This window comes from Pseudomonas sp. GW822-FHT03F04 (assembly GCF_058801405.1).
On the sequence record NZ_JBXANF010000001.1, the window covers coordinates 135,886 to 157,566 of the forward strand.

Here is a 21,681-nt window from a genome sequence, read left to right on the forward strand (position 1 = left end):
AGGTGTAGCGCCTGATACCCCGCCATCGCTGGCAAGCCGACTCCCACACTTGATGGCGGTGCGCCTTGATGGGAGCGAGCCTGCTCGCGATTGCAGCCGACTCGGTTTCAAGTCAGCCGAGGGCCGTTTTCTCCAGGTGTTCAAGGATGATCGGATACACATCGACCACCGCGTTCTTGCCGAACATGCAATCGATATGGCCATAACCCGGCACCACATGCCGGCTATAACGCTCCGGCCCATGCTTCTCGCAAACCTTCTGATAGGTCTTGAGCGTGCTCTCCGGCAAATAGCACTGGTTTTCCGCGCCGCTGATGAAGCAGATCGGCATGGTCAACCGGTCGAAGTGCGGCATGTACACATCGTTGCCCTTGAAATCCACCAGATGTCCTTTGCGCACGATCAGTGCCAGGTGCTCGAAGGTCTCGATGTTCGACTCGCCGAACAGTTCGTGCAGGTTGTCATGCAGCGTCTCGTTGAGGGTGTCGTGGCGGTACAGCGAGGCGTACATGAAGGTGATGCGGTGGCACACCGGGTTGGTGCAATAACCCTGTGCTTCAATCCGCGCGTAGCCGTTGAGGGCCTTGTCGTAGAGCTTGTTGAACCAGTTCTCCTTGCTGTCGGCGTAGGCCGTCATCGACTTCACGCCAATCGCATCGAGCATGCCCGGCAGGTGCAGACCAGCCTTCAAGCCCGTTGCGGTCGCGACCACCGTGTCGGCGGCAATCTGTGAGCAGACCACCGAACGCACGCCCTGCAAACCGGCGAGCAACGACATGAAGAACGTCGTCGCGCCGTAGCAATGCACCACGCATTGCACGTCCTTCGTGCCGGTCTGCTGCTGGATCTGCCCGATGGCGGCCTTGAAGTCGTACTGGGCGATCTGATCGCCGTTCCATTCCTTCTTGCTGGCCGGCAGCAGGATGCTCACCCGGAAATCCAGCAGCCACACGTCGTAGTCGTGCTTGCACAGAAACTCCAGCAGGTTGGTCTGGATGGTGTCGGTGGAAAAGATATTCGAGCCCACACCCAAGCCATGCACCAGCATCACCGGGCCTTTGCTGCCGGCCTGATAGCGGCTCAGGCGCAGTTCCACGCCATCCTCGGTGGGGAAGAAATGCACAGCCGGCGTCGGCGCATCCAGCGGTCGTTTCAAGCGTGGCGGTGCGTCGGGATTGAAGTATTTGTCACCGGCGAACACCCCGCCGTAACTCTCCCAGAGAATCCCGGCGAAGAACTTGCCGAACCGCGCCAGCCCTTCGATGCGCTCGCGCTCGTTGCGCGCATTGAGGACTTTCATGGTGGTCATCTGCTTGGCGAAATCGGCCGGATGGATGTGCATCACACCCGAACCGATCACCTCGCCCGACTTGTCCGGTCCACGGTAGAGCGTCACGTAAAGGGTGCTGGTGTCATGCCAGATATTCAGCACGCCGTTGTCTTCCGGCACGGTCTTGAACGCACTGAAGAAATAGTCGCTGCCGTCCTCGGCGGTCAGTTTCATGTCGTATTTCATGTGGCGCGTGTCGACCTGCTGCTCGAATTGCTCGAACAGGTTGAACACGCCGTTGCTGGCGGTCAGCGGCTCCGGCGACAGCGCCGGGGCGATCACCGTACCGACGATGGTCGCGGCGTGTTCCGGTTCCTTGATCATCCGGTTGAGATCGTTGGCGGTGATGGTCAGGGTGAAGTCGATCGGCGAATTATCCGCCTCGCCGCGCTTGGCGGCCGCTTCGTAGACCTTGAGGTCGGTGCTTTGCGCAGCAGTGAAGGCCCGGGAGAAATAGCCTTTCATTGTTTCGGTGAACTGCACGCCAAGGGTCGGTGGCGCAGTCTGTTTACGCGGCGCCGATGGCAGCGTGTAGTCGATCTTCCAGCCACGATCGGCGGCCAGCAGGCCCATGTTGCGCTCGCTGACGGCGGAGATCGTCAGCAGCGGGTTGACCGCCAGTGACGTTGGAATCACCGCGCCGTCGGTCACGTACAGGTTGGCGTAGACATCGGTGCCACTGGCGCCGCTGAACACCTGCCCCTTGTGATTGACCACGCCTTGCCCGGCGTCCTTGCCCATCACGCAACCGCCCAGCGGATGCACCGAGACGATGCTGTGTTTGAGCAACTTGGTCCAGATAGGATTCTCCACCCAGATCCCGCCCAACGCCTGGGTGCTCTGGTGCAGGCGTTCGTTGCCGATCTTGAAGTTTTCCTGTTCGCCAACGCCCGGCCAGTCAATGCGCAACTGATCCTTGTTATCGAGGACCATGCGGCCCTGGCCACTGTCGTGGCTCATGATCAGGTACGTCTGCATGTTGTGCAGCGCGCCGTAGTACGGGCCGCGCAGGAAGCTTTCGGCCTCGCGCTCCTTGTACTTCACTTTGCCGCTGAAACTGTCGTCGGTGGGCTTGCCGATCAGCTCGGCAAACCCGGCCATCGCCGGCACCATCGGCCGGCCAAGCGCGCCGGGGATCGAACCTTCCTCGATGACCATGCGGCTGCGCCAGTCGCCTTCGGTGCGCATGTCGATGATCGAGGTGATGCACGGGCCGACCGGTTTCATTTCCTTGGCCGGGTGCGTGCCGAAACCGATGCCGTTGATGGTCTGTTCGCAGTTGTGGCCGAAGCCGAGGATGTCACCGTTGCCGCTCATGTTCTCGCCGAGCTGCCCGGACATCGCCAGGCCCTTGTCCCGCGAGCGCAGCAGAATCTCGGTGGAACCGAGGGTGCCGGCGGACACCACGACGATGTCGGCCTTCACGAACAGCGTCGGCGCGTCGAACTTCTCGCGACCACTGTCCAGATACTGGAAGTGCACGATCCAGCCATCGCCATCGCGCTCCAGATGCCGCACCTGGGCCTGGCAGATGATCTCCGCGCCGTGATTGCAGGCGTCCGGCAGGTAGTTCATCAGCGTGGTGTTCTTGGCCTTGTTGTTACAGCCCGAAACGCAGTCGCCGCAGTGGTTGCACGGCAGTTGCTCGACGCCGACGTGGTTGAGGTTGTTCGGCAGTTTGTCGAAGGTCACGTTGATCGGCGGCTTGTAGAAGTGCGCGCCTTGCTTGAGGAAATCCGCGGATTTTTTGTTGGCGTCGAGCTTGGGCAAATTCGGCGCGGTATTCGGGTAAGGATTGGGTTTGAGCATTTCCCGGGCGCGGGCATAACCGTCCTTGAGCAGGGTGTCGCGGTGTTCGCGCACCTCCTGCGGCCAGCGCGGGTCGTCAAAGACGCCGGGCTCGGGCTCCAGCGAGACGTTGGCATTGATCAGCGACGTGCCACCCAGGCCACAGCCGACCACTACGTTCTGCTGCGCGTTGACGTGCAGATCGAACAACCCGGTGCGCGAGCCGATGTGGCCGTCCGGGTCATTCACCTGCAATTCTTCGGTCGCAGCGATCATGGTGTTGGGGTATTCGCCGGGCTGGATTTCCCGACCGCGTTCCAGCAGACACACCTTTTTGCCGGCCCGGGACAACCGCGAAGCGGCAATGCCGCCGCCATACCCGGAGCCGATGACGATCACGTCGTAGTGTTCCTTGATGTCGCTGATGGGCATTGCGATCCGTGTCATGAGGTGGTTCCTCTCTCAGGCAGATGGGGCAACTCTGCGGTTGCCTGCAATCAATGGGCGAACGGGCACCTGGCCTCCGGTTTCGGCGGCAGTACAGCGATGTGGGCAATATCGACTCGCTAGAGACGGGCGTGCTGATTGGCGGCACGACGCAAGGTGCGCTTGCGCGGCAGCGGGGCCGGTAAGGCGCGGAGCATGCGGGGATTGAGGGGTGAGCGATGTGGCTGGGTATCCATCACGCGTTCTCCCTGAACCAGATGTGGATAAGTGACGGCGGTCCTTGTGCCATTGGAGTGAAGACAGCGGCCGGAATGAAGTCAAGGCAGCGCTTTAGAACTGTATGAAATCTGATCAATTACCGTTTGGACTATAGCCGGCGGGGCTCGCAGGGTTTGGCGAACAAGTTATCCACATAGCCACCCACAGCAAATGGGGACAACTGTGGATGACCCGGAAAAATATCGACGGTTTTGTGAAGAAAAACCGTGACTTATCCAGAAGCAGGGTTTTCAGCAACGATTGAGTGTTTTTTGATCACAAGTCTGCAAGGCACGGATTGCGTGGCTTGCAAAGGATGGCGAACACCTTATCCACAGAAGCGCCAACAGACTTCGGGGGTAACTTGGCGGGATCTGTGGAAAAGCGCTGGAGGCCTTGATAAATCGAGGTTTACGCGAGGTCTTGCGAGTCAAAAGGCTGAATTGATCGTTTTTCGATCAACTCTTCGCAAGCCACGTTTTATATGGCTTACAGCGGATAGCGAACATCTTATCCACAGAAGCGCCAACAGAGATTGGGGGCAACTTGGGGAGTGATCCTGAGGAAAAAGCTCGAAAAAACCGCGAGTTAGGCTGGTTGTTTTTTGATCTTAAGGCTGGAGGGCTTGGTTGGCGTGGGGTTCAGGGATGGGCGAACACGTTATCCACAGATCCGCCAACAGGGATTGTGGGTAAAAACCCTCTTCCAAAGGAAGAGGGTCAAATGCAGGACTCTAGCGGACAACACCTTCTTCGATCAGCAGTTTGAGAATAGCTTCGGCACCTGCCTCGGCCGTCACGCCCTTAAGTACTTGCCCCCCACCCCCACTGGCCTTGGCCGTCGCCGCCTTCATCCGGTCCGCCCCGCTCTTGGCCTTGATCACCTTCAACCGTTTCGGCCGTGGCTTGGCCGGTTGCAGGGTCGACACCGCAAGCAATTCGTCGTCCACCACTTCCACGTCTTTTGCCTGGAGAACCCCACGCCGCGCCGGGCCGTAAGCACTCTGCCGAGGCTTGGGCGCGGCGTTATCCACAGTCGCGAGAAACGGCAGGCGCACTTTCAACCGGCGCCGCTGCCCACGGGGCAACGCCTGCAGCACCAGCGCCGAGCCGTCGTTGATCGATTCGACCTGTGCCAGCCCCACCACCAGCGGCCAGCCCAGGCCTTCGGCCAGCAGGAACGGCAGCATCCCCGAACCTTCGCCGGTTTCCGCCTGGCTGCCGGTCAGTACGACCTGGGCGCCGGCATCACGCAGATAGTCGGTCAACGCCGGCAGCGCGTCGGCGCCGGCCGGTTGTTCCAGCACATGCATCTGTGTAAGGCCCATGCCCAGATAGGCGCGCAGCGCAGGTTCGCCAATGTCTCCGGCATGCAGCACTTGCAGGTTATCCCCAGCCAGTTGCAGACCAAGCTCCACCGCGCGGGCGTCCTGTTCGGCGCGGCGCGGGCGGCCCGAGGTCGGGTGGGCACCGATTGAAACCAGACTGATGATCTTTGTGCTCATAACCGTTCCTTAAGCCGCATCGCGCTTGGCTTCGTTGCGGTAGGCCTCTACCGCCGCGATCAAGGCCTGAAGAATTTCCGCGCTTTCGCCGATCACCGACAGGTCGGCACGCTTGATCATGTCGCAGCCCGGATCGAGGTTGATCGCCACCACCTTGTCGCAGGCACCGATGCCTTGCAGGTGCTGGATCGCCCCGGAAATCCCCACGGCCACGTAAACCCGCGCCGTGACCCAGGTGCCGGACGCACCGACCTGACGGTCACGGGTCATGAAACCATCGTCCACCGCCACCCGCGAGGCGCCTTCGGTGGCACCGAGAGCGGCGGCGGTCCTGTGGAAAAGCTCCCAGTCCTTGACGCCGTTGCCGCCAGAGAAGATGAACTCGGCTTCGGCCATCGGGATCGCCGACGGATCCACCGCCACCGCGCCCAGATCCTCGATCCGCGACAGGCTGCGCGCGACCGATGTGGATAACTCCACCGGCAGCGCTTCGTGACGGGTTTCGCTGACCGGTTCGGCGCATTCGGCGGACGCCAGAATCAACCGCGCCACCGGACGAGCGAGATCCTGCAACCCGGCACCGGCGCGGCCGATGCATTCCTGATCCTTGACCTGCCACACCCGTGTGGCCGGGCGTTCGCCCAGTGCAGCGGCAAAGCGCCGACCCAGTTCGCCGCCACCGCTGCGGCTGTCCGGCAGCAGCCAGTGACGCGGGTTGAACTGGTTATCCACAGCGCGCAGGCCCTGGATCCGTTGTTCCGGTGCATAACCGCTGAATTCTTCGCCTTCCAGCACCAGCAAGCGATCGACGCCTGCCGTGGCAAAAGCGTTTTCCTTGTGCTCGCCGAAGACCACGGCCAACACGGCGCCGTCGCTGCCGGCCAGTTGATGAGCCAGGCCGAGCAAATCACGGTCGTGGCTGCTCAGGCGGCCACCGACCATGTCGGGCACCACGCTGATGTAGAACGCCGGGGCCGGCACCTGATGCAGCGGCAATTGCACTTCGACCGCTGCCGAGCGTTTGACCGCCCCGCCCTGCTGGGCGCCGCTGCGGTCGATGCGCTTGATGCCGTTCGGCCCGATAAAGCCGATGCCGTGCAGGTTCTTGCGGATGATCCCGTTGGGCCCCATCCAGCTGTGTTGCGCCGGTTGCATGGCCGCGTGCAGCGGATGCAGACGGTTGCGTGCGATCCATTCGGCGCGGGGGTCGCGGCGGATAATGTCGCTCATCAGTGGGCCTCCGCAGGTTCACGTTTGGCCGGGGTGGCAGGCTTGTTCGGCGCGGCGTCTTCGAGCAGCGCGTCGGCCACCAGTTCGGCGATGTCCTTGATCAGCGGACGCGGTTCGACCACGCCTTCGAGCATCGCCGTGCACTGTGGACAACCCACCGCCACCAGCTCGGCGCCGGTCTCGCGGATGTCTTCCATGCGCATGTCGGGGATCCGCTGCTTGCCCGGAATGTCAGTGATCGGCGCCCCGCCACCACCGCCGCAGCAGCGCGAACGGAAGCCGGAACGTTGCATCTCCTTGATCTCGATGCCGAGCGCACGCAGCACTTCGCGCGGCGCCTCGTACTCGCCGTTGTAGCGGCCGAGGTAGCACGGATCGTGGTAAGTCACGCTGTTGCCTTTGTGCTGACCGAGGTTCAGCGCGCCGGCCTGGATGATTTCCGCCAGATAAGTGCTGTGGTGCTGCACGAGGTAATTGCCATCGAACGCGCCGTACTCGTTTTTCAGCACATGGAAGCTGTGCGGATCGCAGGTGACGATGCGGTTGAAGCTGTACTTGGCCAGGGTCTGGATATTGCGTTTGGCGAGCAACTGGAAGGTTGCTTCATCACCAAGACGTCGGGCAACGTCGCCGCTGTCGCGCTCTTCAAGACCCAGCACCGCGAAGTCGACCTTGGCCGCTTTCAGCACTTTGACGAAGGCGCGCAAGGTGCGCTGGTTGCGCATGTCGAAGGCGCCGTCGCCGACCCAGAACAGCACGTCGGTGGACTGCTTTTCGCTGAGCAGGTTGAGGTTCAGGTCAGCCGCCCAGTTCATCCGTCCGCCCGGGGCGAAACCGCCCGGGTTGTCGGTGGCGATCAGGTTTTCCAGGACTTCGGCGCCCTTGTTCGGGGTCGCGCCTTTTTCCAGGGTCAGGTGACGACGCATGTCGACGATGGCATCGACGTGCTCGATCATCATCGGGCATTCCTCGACGCAGGCGCGGCATGTGGTGCACGACCACAGGGTTTCGGCATCGACCAGGCCGTTGACGATCGGTTGATGCGGATTGCCGCTGTGTTCGCCGACCGGTTTACCCGGATAAGGGCTGCCGGCGAACTTGGCATCGATGCCGCCGGCGAGGCCGACGACCATGTCCTGAATCAGCTTTTTCGGATTCAGCGGCTGGCCGGCGGCGAATGCCGGGCACGCCGCTTCGCACTTGCCGCACTGCACGCAGGCGTCGAAACCGAGCAACTGGTTCCAGGTGAAGTCCTTGGGCTTTTCCACACCCAGCGGTGCGGTCGGATCATTCAGGTCCAGCGGTTTCAAACCGGTGGAACGGCCGCCGCCAAAACGTTCGGCGCGACGGTGCCAGGCCAGGTGCAGCGCACCGGCGAAGGCGTGTTTCATCGGGCCGCCCCAGGTCATGCCGAAGAACAGTTCCGACACGCCCCACAACACGCCGAGCCCGAGAATCGCTGCGAGCACCCAGCCACCGAAGTTCTCCGGCAGGATCCCGGCCACCGGCAAGGTCACCAGGAAGAACGACGCCGAGAACGCCAGCAGGCTTTTCGGCAGGCGCATCCACGGGCCTTTCGACAGCCGCGACGGCGGGTTGAGCCGACGCCGATAAACGAAGATCGCCCCGACGAACATCACCGTCGTCATCAGCAGTAACGCGTAGCCAAGAATGCGGTTATGCAGGCCGAAACCGTGCACCAGAATCGCCAGCACGATCGACGCCACCGCACCGCCCGCCGTGGCGACGTGGGTGTTGGCGATGTATTTGTCCCGCGCCACCACGTGGTGCAGATCGACCATGTAACGCTTGGGCATGGCAAACAGGCCGCCGATCAGATCGACCTTCGAGGCCCGGCCCCGGCGCCACATGGCCACCCGCCGCAACGCACCCAGCACCGCAAGGGCCAGGGCTGCGAACAACAGGATTGGAAGAAGGGTGTTCAACATGGTGAAGCTCCCACCAGTACAGCCTGGAGAAACACGTTCAGCGTGTTCCCGTGGAAGCGAGCTTGCTCGCGAAGCGCTGGGTCAGTCGGTACAGAGATGACTGACAGCATGCATTCGCGGGCAAGCCCGCTCCCACAGGGTCATGTGCAAGCCTTTAGAAGTCTTTGCACAACCGCAGGGCGTCATAGATCGCAGCGTGGGTATTACGCTGCGCCACGCAGTCACCGATGCGGAACAGCAGGTAACCGTCGCCATTGCTGCTCAACGAAGGTTGCGGCTGGATCGCGAACAGCGCCTCGACATCGATCTGGCCCTTGTTGCGCGAGCCGTCCTTGAGGGCGTAGTAGATTTCTTCATCCGGGCGCACGCCGTTCTCGACGACCACCTGATCCACCACCCGCTCCTCTTTGGCGCCGGTGTATTCGTTCTCCAGCACCGCGACCAGCTTGTCGCCTTCGCGGTAGACCTTCTCCAGCATCATGTCGCCGGTCATGATCACTTCTTTCGGGTACATGCTGCGGTAGTAGGTCGGGAACGACGTACCGCCGATGGCCACGCCCGGTTTGATGTCGTCGGTGACGATCTCGACCTGACTGCCCTTGTCAGCGAGGAAGTCGGCGACCGACATCCCGGTGAACTCGCAAATGGTGTCGTAGACCAGCACGTTCTTGCCCGGCGCGACCTTGCCGTCGAGCACGTCCCAGCTGCTGACCACCAGCCCTTCGGCGGCGCCCCAGTGCTCGTTCTGCTCCAGGTACGGATGCCCGCCGACGGCCAGCACCACGATGTCCGGACGCAGGTCCATGATGGTGTCGGCATCGGCGGCAGTGCCCAGACGCAGGTCGACTTTCAGCCGCGCCAGTTCCAGCTGGAACCAGCGGGTGATGCCGGCGATCTGGTCACGCTGCGGCGCTTTCGACGCCGTGGTGATCTGCCCGCCGATGAATTCCTTCTTCTCGAACAGGGTCACGTCGTGGCCACGTTCGGCTGCCACGCGAGCAGCTTCCATCCCCGCCGGGCCGGCACCGACGATTACCACCTTGCGTTTCGGCCCGGTGGATTTCTCGATGATGTGCGGCACGCCCATGTATTCACGGGAGGTCGCGGCGTTCTGGATACACAGCACGTCCAGACCTTGGTACTGGCGGTCGATGCAGTAGTTGGCGCCAACACACTGTTTGATCTGGTCGATCTGGCCCATCTTGATCTTGGCGATCAGGTGCGGGTCGGCGATGTGGGCGCGAGTCATGCCGACCATGTCGACGTAACCGCCCTCGAGAATCCGCGTGGCCTGGTTCGGGTCCTTGATGTTCTGCGCGTGCAGCACCGGAACCTTGACCACTTCCTTGATCCCGGCCGCCAGGTGCAGGAACGGCTCCGGCGGATAGCTCATGTTCGGAATCACGTTGGCCAGGGTGTTGTGGGTGTCGCAACCCGAGCCGACGACGCCGATGAAATCGAGCATTCCGGTGTCGTCGTAATACTTGGCGATCTGCTTCATGTCTTCGTGGGACAGACCGTCCGGGTGGAACTCGTCACCGCAGATACGCATGCCGACGCAGAAATCGTCACCGACTTCGGCACGTACGGCTTTCAGAACTTCCAGACCGAACTTCATCCGGCCTTCGAAAGTGCCGCCCCATTCGTCGGTACGCTTGTTGACGCGAGGGCTCCAGAACTGGTCGATCATGTGCTGGTGCACCGCCGACAGTTCGACGCCGTCCAGACCACCGGCCTTGGCGCGGCGAGCAGCTTGCGCGTAGTTGCCGATCACCCGCCAGATTTCTTCCGGCTCGATGGTCTTGCAGGTGGCGCGGTGCACCGGTTCACGGATGCCCGACGGCGACATCAGGGTCGGCCAGTGGAAACCGTCCCAACGGGAGCGACGGCCCATGTGGGTAATCTGGATCATGATCTTGGCGCCATGCTTGTGCATGGCGTCGGCGAGGTTCTGGAAGTGCGGGATGATCCGGTCGGTGGACAGGTTCACCGAGCTCCACCATTGCTGCGGGCTGTCGATCGCCACCACGGACGAACCGCCACAGATCGCCAGGCCGATGCCGCCCTTGGCTTTCTCTTCGTAATACTTGACGTACCGTTCGGTGGTCATGCCGCCGTCGGTCGCGTAGACCTCGGCGTGCGCGGTGCTGAGCACGCGGTTGCGGATGGTCAGTTTGCCGATCTGGATCGGCTGGAACATTGCTTCGAAAGCCATGGCGGGTTCCTCGACTTACAACGGCTTGACGGTGAACAGGCCGTCGTCGTGGCCTTCTTCGGAGCCACCGTAGACTTGCTCGGCCACGGTGCGGATCTTGCTGCCACGAGCGGCGAGGATCTGATCCATCGCGCCGGCAAACCAGCCGGTGAACATGTAGTCGACCTTGCGTCCGACCTTGCCGTAGACGTAGACGAACGCTGAGTGTTCGAGCTTGACGCTGCAGGTGCCTTTATCGAGGTCGATGTCCTGGATCTTGAACAGGCCCCAGCCGCGCTGCGACAGACGCTTCATGTAGTGCTCGAACACCGCGACGCCTTCCAGACCGTGGCATTCGGCTTCTTTTTCACACCAGTGCCAGGCGGATTTGTAGCCGGCCTTGTAGAGGATTTCGGCGTAGGCGTCGGCGCCCAGCACTTCCTCGATGCCCATGTGATTGTTGACGAAGAAGTGGCGCGGCACGTACAGCATCGGCAGGGCGTCGGAGGTCCAGACACCGGTCTCGCTGTCGACTTCGATTGGCAATTGCGGGGCGATCTTGGCCATGGAAACTTAACTCCAGAAAAATTTGGGTGTTGCCCCCGGCGCGGACGGCCGGGGGAAAGTATTCAGAGAAGCGGCTTACTCGCCCCAGACGTCCTTGAGGACGTTGACCCAGTTCTCGCCCATGATCTTGCGTACGACGCGCTCGGAATGGCCGCGTTTGAGCAGGGTTTCGGTCAGGTTCGGGAACTCGCCGACGGTGCGGATGCCCAGCGGGTTGATGATCTTGCCGAAGTTGGTCAGACGGCGGGCGTAGCCCTTGTCGTGGGTCAGGTATTCGAAGAAGTCCTGACCGTGACCCTGGGTGAAGTCGGTGCCAATGCCGATGGCGTCTTCGCCCACGATGTTCATGGTGTATTCGATCGCTTCGGCGTAGTCGTCGATGGTCGAATCGATGCCCTTGGCCAGGAACGGCGCGAACATGGTCACGCCGACAAAACCGCCGTGGTCGGCGATGAACTTCAGCTCTTCGTCAGACTTGTTGCGCGGGTGCTCCTTGAGCCCCGACGGCAGGCAGTGGGAATAGCAGACCGGTTTTTTCGATTCGAGGATGACTTCCTCGGAGGTCTTGGAGCCGACGTGGGACAGGTCGCACATGACGCCGACGCGGTTCATCTCGGCGACGATTTCGCGACCGAAGCCCGACAGGCCGCCGTCACGCTCGTAGCAACCGGTGCCCACCAGGTTCTGGGTGTTGTAGCACATCTGCACGATGCCGACGCCGAGCTGCTTGAACACCTCGACATAGCCGATCTGGTCTTCGAACGCATGGGCGTTCTGGAAGCCGAAGAGGATGCCGGTCTTGCCCTGCTCCTTGGCCTTGCGGATGTCGGCGGTGGTGCGGACGGGGATCACCAGATCGCTGTTTTCGCGAATCAGTTTCTGGCTGGCAGCGATGTTGTTGACCGTGGCCTGAAAGCCCTCCCACACCGACACGGTGCAGTTGGCCGCCGTCAGACCGCCCTTGCGCATGTCTTCGAACAGCTCGCGGTTCCATTTGGCAATAATCAGACCGTCGATAACGATGCTGTCGGCGTGTAATTCGGCTGGGCTCATCAGGCGTCCCCTTATTGGCGATTCATGCGCCGAATCGTCTGCCGGCGCTTTGGGGCCAGCATATGCCTCGGTGCGCGACCAGCCGGGTGCAAAAACGACAGGGGAATTGCCGAAAGCGTCAATCCGCGACAAAGGGTCGCCAACCGGTCCGACCAGCCACCTGTTCAAGCCCGCAAGCTTGAGCCAGAATCTGCCGCATCTCGGAAACACCACTGGATTAGAGCGGCGACATCAATGAAATCGATCTTCCTGGCTTTGGCACTGATTGCGACCGGCGTACACGCCGCCGAAGAGTCCGACAACAACCCGTGCGACGCGGTGGAAAACGACGTCCAGACCCTGGAATGCTCGACCTACAGCCGCACCACCGCCGAAGACCTGCTCCAGGACAACTTCAAAAGCCTGAACGAGCGCATGCAATCGACCTACGGCAAGAACCCTGCGCAACTGACCGACATCACCGTCAAACTCAAGACCGCCCAGCAACAATGGCTGAAAACCCGCGACGCCGATTGCGCCGTAGAAGCCTTCCCGGCGACGGACGGCAGCAAGGCGTTCAAGATTGCGCAGAATGATTGCGTGGCGCGGATGAGTGACGAGCGGTCGGAGTTTTTGGAGTCGATAGGTCAGGAGTGAGTCGAAGATGGAAAGCATGATTCCCCATGAAGTCGTTAGCCGCATCGTTGATGGCGCCTTGCCGGTTCGGGCCTGGCGCGAACATCTCAACCTGACTCAGGAAGAAGTGGCGAAACGCATGAGCATTTCGCAGCCAGCCTTCGCCCAGCAGGAAACCGTTGCAAAGCCGCGCAAGGCCACTCGCGAGAAGATTGCAGCGGCGTTTGGCATCACCGCCAACCAGCTTGAGCTGTAAGCTGCACCTCTCCAGCCAATCAAGGGATTCACATGAACATCTGCGGTATCGAAATCAAAGGCAGTGAAGCGATCATCGCTGTGGCCTCCCTCGACGGTTCGGCGTTGAGCCATGTTGCTCTGAGCACCAAGAAAATCGCGCTGGACGATGACGACGAGGCGGCCAACGTCAAAATGTTCGCTGCGCAGGTAGCGTCGTTCGTGCGGGAAAACGCCATTGATCGCATCGCGATCAAGAAGCGCAGCAAGAAGGGTGAGTTTGCCGGTGGGCCGACCACGTTCAAGATCGAGGGCGTGTTTCAGTTGCTGGACGGTTGTGAGGTGACGCTGCTGTCGCCGCAGACGATCAATGCCCAGGTCAAGAAGCACAACGTTGAACTGCCGGGGACGCTGAACAAGTATCAGCATGAGGCTTACAAGGCGGCCTGCTCCGCCTTGCTGAAAAAGTAACTCAAGCCTGAGCGGTACGCCGATCCTCCCGCGGACACCGGGCAAATTTCGCCCGGTAGCTGCGGGTGAAATACGACGGTGATTCAAACCCGCAGGCGATGCTGACTTCCAGCACGCTCATGTCGGTCTGGCGCAACAGCTGCCGGGCTTTCTCCAGTCGCAAGCGCAGATAGAAATTGCTCGGCGTGTCGTTCAGGTGCAGGCGGAACAACCGCTCCAGTTGCCGCCGCGTCACCTTGATCGATTCCGCCAGTTCCAGGGTGGTCAGCGGCGGTTCGCTGTGCTGCTCCATCTCGCCGATCACATGCACCAGTTTCTTGTTGCTGATGCCATAGCGCGTGGCGACTTCCATGCGCTGGTGGTCCTTGCGCGGACGAATCCTTCCCAATACAAACTGCTCGCTGACCTGGATCGCCAGTTGCGGGCCGTGGGCCTGGGCGATCAGGTCGAGCATCAGGTCGATGGAAGCGGTGCCGCCGGCAGACGTGATGCGCCGACGGTCGATCTCGAACAGCTCCTGGGTGACGCTGAGCTGTGGATAAGATTCCTTGAAGGCATCGATGGCCTCCCAGTGCAGGGTCAGGCGATGGCCATCGAGCAGGCCGGCCTCGGCGAGGACGAAGCTGCCAGTGTCGATGGCGCCGAGGGTCACGCCTTCGTTGTCCAGGCGTCGCAGCCAGTGTTCCAACGCCGGGGTAGCGAACTTCAGTGGTTCGAAGCCGGCGACCACCAACAGCGTCGCACCTTTCTTCAGCGGTTCCAATGCCGCATCGGCGTTGACCGACATCCCGTTGCTCGCCAGCACCGCCCCGCCATCGGCGCTCAAGACGTGCCAGCGGTACAGCTCGCCGCGAAAGCGGTTGGCCACCCGCAGCGGTTCGATCGCAGAGATGAAACCGATGGCGGAAAAACCCGGCATCAACAGAAAGTAGAAATCCTGGGACATGGCGCGCACTCGGTCAGCGGGTAGCGTGCAACGTTGATACGCCAGTTGTCGTCGGCATTCAAGAGCACAGGTCGCTGCAGTGCAAGAGCTGGTCGCCGCAGTGCGTTTTCATCGGTGCATTGCTGCGTAATTTGGCATCACCGGCACGACAGATGCCGGGACCCACAATAACGACCTGCCGAGGAACCCGACATGAAACGACTGATCAGCAGCTGTGTTCTCGCACTCAGCGGTACCGCGTTTTTAAGCGCCAGTGTCATGGCGGCCGAACCTGCCGCGTGCCAGAACGTGCGCATGGGCGTCGTGAACTGGACCGACGTGATCGCCACCAGCGCCATGACCCAGGTTCTGCTCGACGGCCTCGGCTACAGCACCAAACAAACCAGCGCCTCCCAGCAAATCATCTTCGCCGGGATCCGCGACCAGCGTCTGGACCTGTTCCTCGGCTACTGGAACCCGTTGATGACCCAGACCATCACCCCGTTCGTCGATGCCAATCAGGTCAAAGTCCTCCAGGCCCCGAGCCTCAAGGATGCCCGCGCCACCCTCGCCGTACCGACCTATCTGGCGGACAAGGGTCTGAAAACCTTCGCCGATATCGCCAAGTTCGAGAAAGAACTGGGCGGCAAGATCTACGGCATCGAGCCAGGCTCGGGCGCCAACACCCAGATCAAGGCGATGATCGCCAAGAACCAGTTCGGCCTCGGCAAATTCCAGCTCGTGGAATCGAGCGAGGCCGGCATGCTCGCCGCCGTCGATCGCGCCGTGCGCCGCAAGGAAGCCGTGGTGTTCTTCGGCTGGGCGCCGCACCCGATGAACGTCAATGTGAAGATGACTTATCTGACCGGCAGCGACGACGCCCTCGGCCCGAACGAAGGCATGGCCACCGTGTGGACCGTCACCGCGCCGAAATACGCCGAACAATGCCCGAACGTCGGTCGCCTGCTGAGCAATCTGACGTTCACCGCCGAAGACGAGAGCCGGATGATGCAGCCGCTGCTCGATCACAAGGACGCTTTCGAATCGGCCAAACAATGGCTCAAGGATCACCCGCAGGACAAACAGCGCTGGCTCGAAGGCGTGACCACTTTCGATGGCAAACCGGCGGCTGAAAACCTCCAGCTCACCAGTAAATAAACCGCAACGAACGAACCACTTCGCAGCCCGCCACGGGCTGCGAACAGACCCATCACGCCTGAAGGAAAACGCACCATGAACCACGACGTCATCATCACCTGCGCACTCACCGGTGCTGGCGACACGACCGCCAAGAGCCCTCACGTGCCGGTCACTCCGAAACAGATCGCCGCAGCCGCTGTGGAAGCGGCCAAGGCCGGTGCCACCGTCGTGCATTGCCATGTCCGCGACCCGCAGACCGGCAAGTTCAGCCGTGACGTGGCGCTGTACCGCGAAGTCATGGAGCGCATCCGCGAAGCCGACGTCGACATCATCGTCAACCTCACCGCCGGCATGGGCGGCGACCTGGAAATCGGCCCGGGCGAGAACCCGATGGAGTTCGGCCCGAACACCGATCTGGTCGGCCCGCTGACCCGTCTGGCCCACGTCGAGGAGCTGCTGCCGGAAATCTGCACCCTGGATTGCGGCACCCTGAACTTCGGCGACGGCGACACCATTTACGTCTCCACCCCGGCGCAACTGCGCGCCGGCGCCAAGCGCATCACCGAGCTGGGCGTGAAGGCGGAGCTTGAGATTTTCGACACCGGTCACCTGTGGTTCGCCAAACAGATGATCAAGGAAGGCCTGCTCGACAACCCGCTGTTCCAGCTGTGCCTGGGCATCCCGTGGGGGGCGCCGGCCGACACCACCACCATGAAAGCCATGGTCGACAACCTGCCCGCCGACGCGGTGTGGGCCGGCTTCGGCATCGGCCGGATGCAAATGCCGATGGCGGCGCAAGCGGTGCTGCTCGGCGGCAACGTGCGGGTCGGTCTGGAAGACAACCTGTGGCTGGACAAAGGCGTGCTCGCGACCAACGGCCAACTGGTCGAACGCGCCAGCGAAATCCTCAGCCGTCTCGGCGCCCGCGTACTGACCCCGGCGGAAGGTCGCAAGAAAATGGGCCTGACCCAGCGCGGCTGAAGCCACCCTTTCCCCCGGTGGGCGGGCCATTGGCGCCCACCGTTTTTTTGCCTCATTCCAGGAAGTGACCATGAGCTTTATCACCGAAATCAAAACCTTCGCAGCACTGGGCAGCGGCGTCATCGGCAGCGGCTGGGTCGCCCGCGCCCTCGCCCATGGCCTCGACGTGGTGGCCTGGGACCCGGCGCCGGGTGCCGAAGCGGCGCTGCGCAAACGCGTGGCCAATGCCTGGGGCGCGCTGGAGAAAAACGGTCTGGCGCCGGGCGCCTCGCAGGACCGCCTGCGCTTTGTGGCGACCATTGAAGAATGCGTACGCGATGCGGATTTCATCCAGGAAAGCGCCCCGGAACGCCTCGAACTGAAACTGGAACTGCACAGCAAGATCAGCGCGGCGGCCAAGCCCAATGCCCTGATCGGCTCCAGCACCTCGGGCCTGTTGCCGAGCGAGTTCTACGAGAGTTCGACCCACCCGGAACGTTGCGTGGTCGGTCACCCGTTTAACCCGGTTTACCTGCTGCCGCTGGTTGAAGTGGTCGGCGGCAAGAACACCGCGCCGGAAGCGGTTCAAGCGGCGATGAAAGTCTACGAATCCCTCGGCATGCGCCCGCTGCATGTGCGCAAGGAAGTGCCGGGGTTCATCGCCGACCGCCTGCTCGAAGCGCTGTGGCGCGAGGCGCTGCACCTGGTCAACGACGGTGTGGCGACCACCGGTGAAATCGATGATGCGATCCGCTTTGGTGCCGGTCTGCGCTGGTCGTTCATGGGTACGTTTTTGACCTACACCCTGGCCGGTGGCGATGCCGGCATGCGTCACTTCATGTCGCAGTTCGGCCCGGCGTTGCAGTTGCCGTGGACGTACCTGCCGGCGCCGGAGCTGACGGACAAGTTGATCGACGACGTGGTGGATGGCACCAGCGATCAACTGGGGCGACACAGTATTTCGGCGCTGGAGCGCTATCGTGATGATTGCCTGCTGGCGGTGCTTGAGGCGGTGAAGACCACCAAAGAGAAGCACGGGATGAGTTTCAGCGAGTGATGTGTTGATTGATCGTACCCACGCAAAGCGTGGGTACGAACGTGCCTGGAGATCAGTATGCCCACCCTCACCACCTACCAAACCAGAATCATCCCCGACTGGGTCGATTACAACGGCCACCTGCGCGACGCCTTCTATCTGCTGATCTTCAGCTACGCCACCGACGCCCTGATGGACCGCCTCGGTATGGACAGCAACAACCGCGAGGCCAGCGGTAACTCATTGTTCACCCTCGAACTGCACCTCAACTATCTGCACGAAGTGAAGCTCGATGCCGAGGTCGAAGTGCGCACACAGATCATCGGTCACGACCAGAAACGCCTGCACCTCTATCACAGCCTGCACCTGGCCGGCGGTGACAAGGAACTGGCCGGCAACGAACAGATGCTGCTGCACGTCGACCTCGCCGGGCCGCGTTCGGCTCCGTTTACCCCGGACACCCTGAGCCGCCTGCAAGCCATCGTCGCCGAGCAGGCCGACCTGCCCGCCCCGGCTTACATCGGCCGGGTCATCGCATTGCCGCCAGCCCGGTAAATCCATCCAACGCAAGGAGCCGCCATGCAAACCGCCGCCGCAGTTGCCGATTTCCGTACTTATCCGTTGATCAGCGCGCTGAACGGCGTGCAGAACCTGGCGGATCGCGTCCTGATCGAATGGGCCGACGGGCGCGTCAGCCCGTTCCACCATGTGTGGCTACGGGACAACTGCCCGTGTCCGCAGTGCGTCTACAGCGTTACCCGCGAGCAGGTGTTCGAGATCGTCGATGCGGCGCAGGATCTATCACCCGCCGCCGCGCACATCGACACCGATGGCTGCCTGCGCATCGACTGGCAGGACGGCCACCTCAGCCGCTTCGATGCCGGCTGGCTGCGGGCCCACGCCTATGACGACGAGTCCCGCGCCGAACGCCTGGCCGCCAAACCGAAAGCCTTTCTCTGGCGCAGCGACTTGCAGTTGCCGGTGTTCGACTATTCAGCCCTGATGAACGACAACGCCGCGCTGCTGCAATGGTTGCTGGCCGTGCGCGACATCGGTCTGACCCAGGTGCGCGGCGTGCCCACCGAACCCGGTTCGCTGAAGCTGATCGCCCAGCGCATTTCGTTCATCCGCGAGAGCAATTTCGGCGTGCTGTTCAACGTGCAATCCAAGGCCGACGCCGACAGCAATGCCTACACCGCTTTCAACCTGCCGTTGCACACCGACCTGCCGACTCGCGAGCTGCAACCGGGGCTGCAATTTCTGCATTGCCTGGTGAACGACGCCGAGGGTGGCGAGAGTATTTTTGTCGACGGTTTTGCGATTGCCGAAGCCTTGCGTCAGGAAGATCCCGCGTCGTTCAAGGCGCTGTGCGAGATCCCGGTGGAATTTCGCAACAAGGACCGCCACAGCGACTATCGCTGCCTCGCCCCGATCATCGCCCTGGATGCCTTGGGCCGGGTTGCGGAAATCCGGATGGCCAACTTTCTGCGCGGCGCGTTCGACACCTCAGTCGAGCAAATGCCCCTGCTGTATCGCGCGTATCGACGCTTCATCGCCATGACCCGCGAGCCACGCTTCCGGCTGATGCAGCGGCTCAATCCGGGCGAGTTGTGGTGCTTCGACAACCGCCGCACCCTGCATGCGCGCAACGCCTTCGACCCGACCACCGGAGCCCGGCACTTTCAGGGCTGCTACATCGATCGGGATGAGTTGTTGTCACGGATTCTGGTGTTGCAGCGCTAGACCGCGTCATCGTTATTCGCAGGCAAAAAAAGCCCCGATGCAAGCCGTGACAGGATCGGGGCGAGGGTACTGTTGAGGAGCTGCCGTGCCGAGGGTGACCAAACCTTCGTGAAGCGAGCTGGGTTCAGTGTGCCCACTCCCCGATACGGCAAGTTAGCCGAAAACGACATGCTCATAGCCAATGTGGACACTGCGACAAATCGCCCTTGCCGTGCCTGGGCAGGCCTACCAGAATCGAGCCACGACCTCCGTTGCCGAAGAAGGATTCGCGTCATGATGTATGCCGATTTGATCGATCAGGAAGACCTGTTGGGCCAACTCAAGTCGTTGGGATTCGAAGTACCGTCGGGCTCGTCTGCGCAGCAGGCCTGTGAGTGCGCCGTGCGGGGCCTGGACGATGTGCGGGCCAATACGTTGCGCACCATGGTCAAGCAGATGTACACCAGCAGCGCGAGTATTCAGCCGACCGTGCGTGAGGCCATCGACAAGCAGTTGCTGCCGGCCCTGGCGCAGTACCAGCAGACCCGCGCCTGACATCCCGGGCGTTTGCTAGAGTGGTGGCCTTGATGACCACCACGAGCGAACGCCGATGTTCCTTATCCAAAACTGCCAGTCCAGCGAGCAATCGGGCTGGCTGCCCCTGCGCCAGGCCCTCTGGCCCGATGCTTCGGAACACGAACATCGCGATGAAATCGAGCAGCAACTGAAAGCGCCGCAGCGCTATATCAACTTCGTCGCCTACGACACGCAGCACCATCCCGTCGGCCTCGCCGAAGCCTCACTGCGCACCGATTACGTCAACGGTACCGACAGCTCGCCGGTGGTGTATCTGGAAGGTATCTACGTGATACCGGAGCAGCGCCGCCATGGCGTTGCCGCCCGGTTGATCGAGCACGTTGCGCAGTGGGGACGGGAAAACGGCTGCGTGGAAATGGCTTCCGATACCGGTGTCGACAACCTGACCAGTCAAGCGACACACAAGGCGCTCGGCTTCGAGGAAACCGAGCGCGTCGTGTACTTCAAACGCGCGCTCTGATCAGAGGCGCACGCTGGCAAAGGTCGATTCGTTGCGCGCCTGGCTCAGCGCCGACATCGGCCCGGACAGCGGCGACATCACAATGGCCTGCGGCAGCGGCAGCATCGCCACCTGCTGGGTGGTGTTGGAACCGACGCGCTCGTCACGCGGCGGAATGCCGAAGTATTCGCGGTAGCACTTGGAGAAGTGCGGCGTCGACACGAAACCGCAGACCGACGCCACTTCGATGATCGACATCGGCGTCTGCTTGAGCAATTGCCGGGCACGGATCAGGCGCAGCTTGAGGTAGTAGCGCGACGGCGAGCAGTGCAGGTATTTCTGGAACAGGCGCTCGAGCTGGCGACGGGACACGGCGACGTACACCGCCAGTTCATCGAGGTCGATCGGCTCTTCCAGGTTGGCTTCCATCAGCGCGACGATTTCCTGCAGTTTCGGCTGGTTGGTGCCGAGCATGTGCTTGAGCGGCACGCGCTGGTGATCCTGCTCGTTACGGATGCGCTCGTAGACGAACATCTCGGAGATCGCGGCGGACAGTTCACGGCCGTGATCGCGGCTGATCAGGTGCAGCATCATGTCCAGCGGCGCGGTGCCGCCGGAGCTGGTGAAACGGTTGCGGTCGAGGGTGAACAGACGGGTGCTCATCGCAACGCGCGGGAAAGCTTCCTGCATCGCCGCCAGACATTCCCAGTGCACGCTGCAATCGAAGCCGTCGAGCAGGCCGGCGCAGGCCAGGGCCCAACTGCCGGTGCACACGGCACCGAGGCGACGGGACTGGCGCGCCTGGCTTTGCAGCCACGAGACGTGTTCACGAGTAACAGTGCGTTGAATGCCGATCCCGCCGCACACGATGATGGTGTCGAGGGCCGGGGCTTTGTGCATGGAGGCGTCGGGAGTGATCTGCAGACCGTCACTGGCCCAGACCTGGCCACCGTCGACGGTGAGGGTGGTCCAGCGATACAGCTCGCGACCGGACAGTTGGTTGGCCATGCGCAGCGGTTCGACTGCAGAAGCCAGGGAAATCAGCGTGAAATTGTCCAGCAGCAGAAAGCCGATGGATTGAGGCGCACGGTTCTGGGGTTGAGCCCCGGAGTTGAACGACGTCATCGCGGTATCTCCTCACACAAAGCGGGTGATGGCCTCAGGCGGAGGCTCTTGTTATTGCCATCGTTCTCTTGCGTGAGACGGGGCTTTGTTATGACAG

18 protein-coding genes and 1 pseudogene are annotated in these 21,681 nt (G+C 62.0%); 10 read left to right on the top strand and 9 right to left on the bottom strand.

Features of this window, described 5'->3' with window-relative positions; translation table 11 throughout:
* Nucleotides 1-112: 112 nt before the first annotated feature.
* The 7 genes from AC1RMX_RS00605 to AC1RMX_RS00635 form a co-directional block, all read right to left on the bottom strand.
* Nucleotides 113-3,565: a GMC family oxidoreductase N-terminal domain-containing protein gene (locus tag AC1RMX_RS00605; RefSeq protein ID WP_493070052.1), complete on the bottom strand. Its 3,453-nt coding sequence runs from the start codon at nt 3,563-3,565 to the stop codon at nt 113-115.
* Between the two features lie 991 nt (nt 3,566-4,556).
* Entirely contained in the window at nt 4,557-5,327 is a 771-nt protein-coding gene (gene etfB / locus AC1RMX_RS00610; protein WP_096817768.1) for an electron transfer flavoprotein subunit beta, read from the bottom strand.
* Between the two features lie 9 nt (nt 5,328-5,336).
* Complete coding sequence (gene etfA, locus AC1RMX_RS00615; RefSeq protein ID WP_493070054.1) at nt 5,337-6,557, bottom strand: electron transfer flavoprotein subunit alpha; 1,221 nt, start codon at nt 6,555-6,557, stop codon at nt 5,337-5,339.
* Nucleotides 6,557-8,506, bottom strand: a complete 1,950-nt coding sequence (gene dgcB, locus AC1RMX_RS00620; protein ID WP_493070056.1) for a dimethylglycine demethylation protein DgcB — start codon at nt 8,504-8,506, stop codon at nt 6,557-6,559. Before dgcB ends, etfA begins: the two co-directional genes overlap by 1 nt.
* Before the next feature lie 154 nt (nt 8,507-8,660).
* Nucleotides 8,661-10,721, bottom strand: a complete 2,061-nt coding sequence (gene dgcA, locus AC1RMX_RS00625; protein WP_007959780.1) for a dimethylglycine demethylation protein DgcA — start codon at nt 10,719-10,721, stop codon at nt 8,661-8,663.
* A 15-nt stretch (nt 10,722-10,736) separates the two neighbouring features.
* On the bottom strand, nt 10,737-11,267 hold the full coding sequence (locus AC1RMX_RS00630) for a DUF5943 domain-containing protein (RefSeq protein WP_007959778.1): 531 nt from the start codon (nt 11,265-11,267) through the stop codon (nt 10,737-10,739).
* 75 nt (nt 11,268-11,342) lie between these two features.
* Entirely contained in the window at nt 11,343-12,320 is a 978-nt protein-coding gene (locus AC1RMX_RS00635) for a dipeptidase (protein WP_007959776.1), read from the bottom strand.
* Between the two features lie 234 nt (nt 12,321-12,554).
* On the opposite strand from AC1RMX_RS00635, the gene AC1RMX_RS00640 reads away from it, so the two are divergent.
* From AC1RMX_RS00640 to AC1RMX_RS00650, 3 genes and pseudogenes are all read left to right on the top strand, one after another.
* Nucleotides 12,555-12,956, top strand: coding sequence for a lysozyme inhibitor LprI family protein (locus tag AC1RMX_RS00640; RefSeq protein WP_493070059.1), 402 nt, complete (start codon nt 12,555-12,557; stop codon nt 12,954-12,956).
* 16 nt (nt 12,957-12,972) lie between these two features.
* Nucleotides 12,973-13,191: pseudogene (locus AC1RMX_RS00645) on the top strand (helix-turn-helix domain-containing protein); the annotation flags it as partial.
* 32 nt (nt 13,192-13,223) lie between these two features.
* A complete protein-coding gene (locus AC1RMX_RS00650) occupies nt 13,224-13,640 on the top strand; it encodes a DUF3010 family protein (RefSeq protein WP_493070061.1) in 417 nt (138 codons plus the stop codon).
* 1 nt (nt 13,641) lies between these two features.
* On the opposite strand, the gene AC1RMX_RS00655 is transcribed toward AC1RMX_RS00650, so the two are convergent.
* A complete protein-coding gene (locus AC1RMX_RS00655; RefSeq protein WP_085688589.1) occupies nt 13,642-14,586 on the bottom strand; it encodes a GlxA family transcriptional regulator in 945 nt (314 codons plus the stop codon).
* A gap of 192 nt (nt 14,587-14,778) precedes the next feature.
* Here AC1RMX_RS00655 and AC1RMX_RS00660 point away from each other — a divergent pair, with 192 nt between their 5' ends.
* From AC1RMX_RS00660 to aac(6'), 7 genes are all read left to right on the top strand, one after another.
* A complete protein-coding gene (locus AC1RMX_RS00660) occupies nt 14,779-15,723 on the top strand; it encodes a choline ABC transporter substrate-binding protein (RefSeq protein WP_096817760.1) in 945 nt (314 codons plus the stop codon).
* A gap of 75 nt (nt 15,724-15,798) precedes the next feature.
* Entirely contained in the window at nt 15,799-16,686 is an 888-nt protein-coding gene (gene cdhC / locus AC1RMX_RS00665) for a 3-dehydrocarnitine:acetyl-CoA trimethylamine transferase CdhC (RefSeq protein ID WP_011336296.1), read from the top strand.
* Nucleotides 16,687-16,756: 70 nt separating this feature from the next.
* Complete coding sequence (locus tag AC1RMX_RS00670) at nt 16,757-17,722, top strand: L-carnitine dehydrogenase (protein WP_007959763.1); 966 nt, start codon at nt 16,757-16,759, stop codon at nt 17,720-17,722.
* A 57-nt stretch (nt 17,723-17,779) separates the two neighbouring features.
* Nucleotides 17,780-18,256 (top strand): thioesterase family protein, encoded by a 477-nt coding sequence (locus AC1RMX_RS00675; protein WP_085709143.1) that lies wholly within the window; start codon nt 17,780-17,782, stop codon nt 18,254-18,256.
* A 24-nt stretch (nt 18,257-18,280) separates the two neighbouring features.
* The gene (locus tag AC1RMX_RS00680; RefSeq protein WP_096817756.1) at nt 18,281-19,444 is read left to right on the top strand and encodes a gamma-butyrobetaine dioxygenase; all 1,164 of its coding nucleotides are present in this window, start codon (nt 18,281-18,283) and stop codon (nt 19,442-19,444) included.
* Nucleotides 19,445-19,717: 273 nt separating this feature from the next.
* Nucleotides 19,718-19,978, top strand: a complete 261-nt coding sequence (locus tag AC1RMX_RS00685) for a hypothetical protein (protein WP_096817966.1) — start codon at nt 19,718-19,720, stop codon at nt 19,976-19,978.
* Nucleotides 19,979-20,033: 55 nt separating this feature from the next.
* Nucleotides 20,034-20,480 (top strand): aminoglycoside 6'-N-acetyltransferase, encoded by a 447-nt coding sequence (gene aac(6') / locus AC1RMX_RS00690; protein ID WP_096817754.1) that lies wholly within the window; start codon nt 20,034-20,036, stop codon nt 20,478-20,480.
* On the opposite strand, the gene gbdR is transcribed toward aac(6'), so the two are convergent.
* Complete coding sequence (gene gbdR / locus AC1RMX_RS00695; RefSeq protein ID WP_065260190.1) at nt 20,481-21,584, bottom strand: choline metabolism transcriptional regulator GbdR; 1,104 nt, start codon at nt 21,582-21,584, stop codon at nt 20,481-20,483. It lies immediately after the preceding gene.
* Between the last annotated feature and the right edge of the window lie 97 nt (nt 21,585-21,681).

Bases quoted from the DNA above. Each gene is read 5' to 3' on its own strand.
- cdhC (WP_011336296.1), top strand. From the start codon at position 15,799: ATGAACCACGACGTCATCATCACCTGCGCACTCACCGGTGCTGGCGAC.
- AC1RMX_RS00685 (WP_096817966.1), top strand. From the start codon at position 19,718: ATGATGTATGCCGATTTGATCGATCAGGAAGACCTGTTGGGCCAACTC.
- AC1RMX_RS00605 (WP_493070052.1), bottom strand. From the start codon at position 3,565: ATGACACGGATCGCAATGCCCATCAGCGACATCAAGGAACACTACGAC.
- etfA (WP_493070054.1), bottom strand. From the start codon at position 6,557: ATGAGCGACATTATCCGCCGCGACCCCCGCGCCGAATGGATCGCACGC.
- AC1RMX_RS00655 (WP_085688589.1), bottom strand. From the start codon at position 14,586: ATGTCCCAGGATTTCTACTTTCTGTTGATGCCGGGTTTTTCCGCCATC.
- AC1RMX_RS00650 (WP_493070061.1), top strand. From the start codon at position 13,224: ATGAACATCTGCGGTATCGAAATCAAAGGCAGTGAAGCGATCATCGCT.
- AC1RMX_RS00675 (WP_085709143.1), top strand. From the start codon at position 17,780: ATGCCCACCCTCACCACCTACCAAACCAGAATCATCCCCGACTGGGTC.
- gbdR (WP_065260190.1), bottom strand. From the start codon at position 21,584: ATGACGTCGTTCAACTCCGGGGCTCAACCCCAGAACCGTGCGCCTCAA.
- AC1RMX_RS00680 (WP_096817756.1), top strand. From the start codon at position 18,281: ATGCAAACCGCCGCCGCAGTTGCCGATTTCCGTACTTATCCGTTGATC.
- dgcB (WP_493070056.1), bottom strand. From the start codon at position 8,506: ATGTTGAACACCCTTCTTCCAATCCTGTTGTTCGCAGCCCTGGCCCTT.
- AC1RMX_RS00640 (WP_493070059.1), top strand. From the start codon at position 12,555: ATGAAATCGATCTTCCTGGCTTTGGCACTGATTGCGACCGGCGTACAC.
- AC1RMX_RS00670 (WP_007959763.1), top strand. From the start codon at position 16,757: ATGAGCTTTATCACCGAAATCAAAACCTTCGCAGCACTGGGCAGCGGC.
- AC1RMX_RS00635 (WP_007959776.1), bottom strand. From the start codon at position 12,320: ATGAGCCCAGCCGAATTACACGCCGACAGCATCGTTATCGACGGTCTG.
- AC1RMX_RS00660 (WP_096817760.1), top strand. From the start codon at position 14,779: ATGAAACGACTGATCAGCAGCTGTGTTCTCGCACTCAGCGGTACCGCG.
- dgcA (WP_007959780.1), bottom strand. From the start codon at position 10,721: ATGGCTTTCGAAGCAATGTTCCAGCCGATCCAGATCGGCAAACTGACC.
- etfB (WP_096817768.1), bottom strand. From the start codon at position 5,327: ATGAGCACAAAGATCATCAGTCTGGTTTCAATCGGTGCCCACCCGACC.
- AC1RMX_RS00630 (WP_007959778.1), bottom strand. From the start codon at position 11,267: ATGGCCAAGATCGCCCCGCAATTGCCAATCGAAGTCGACAGCGAGACC.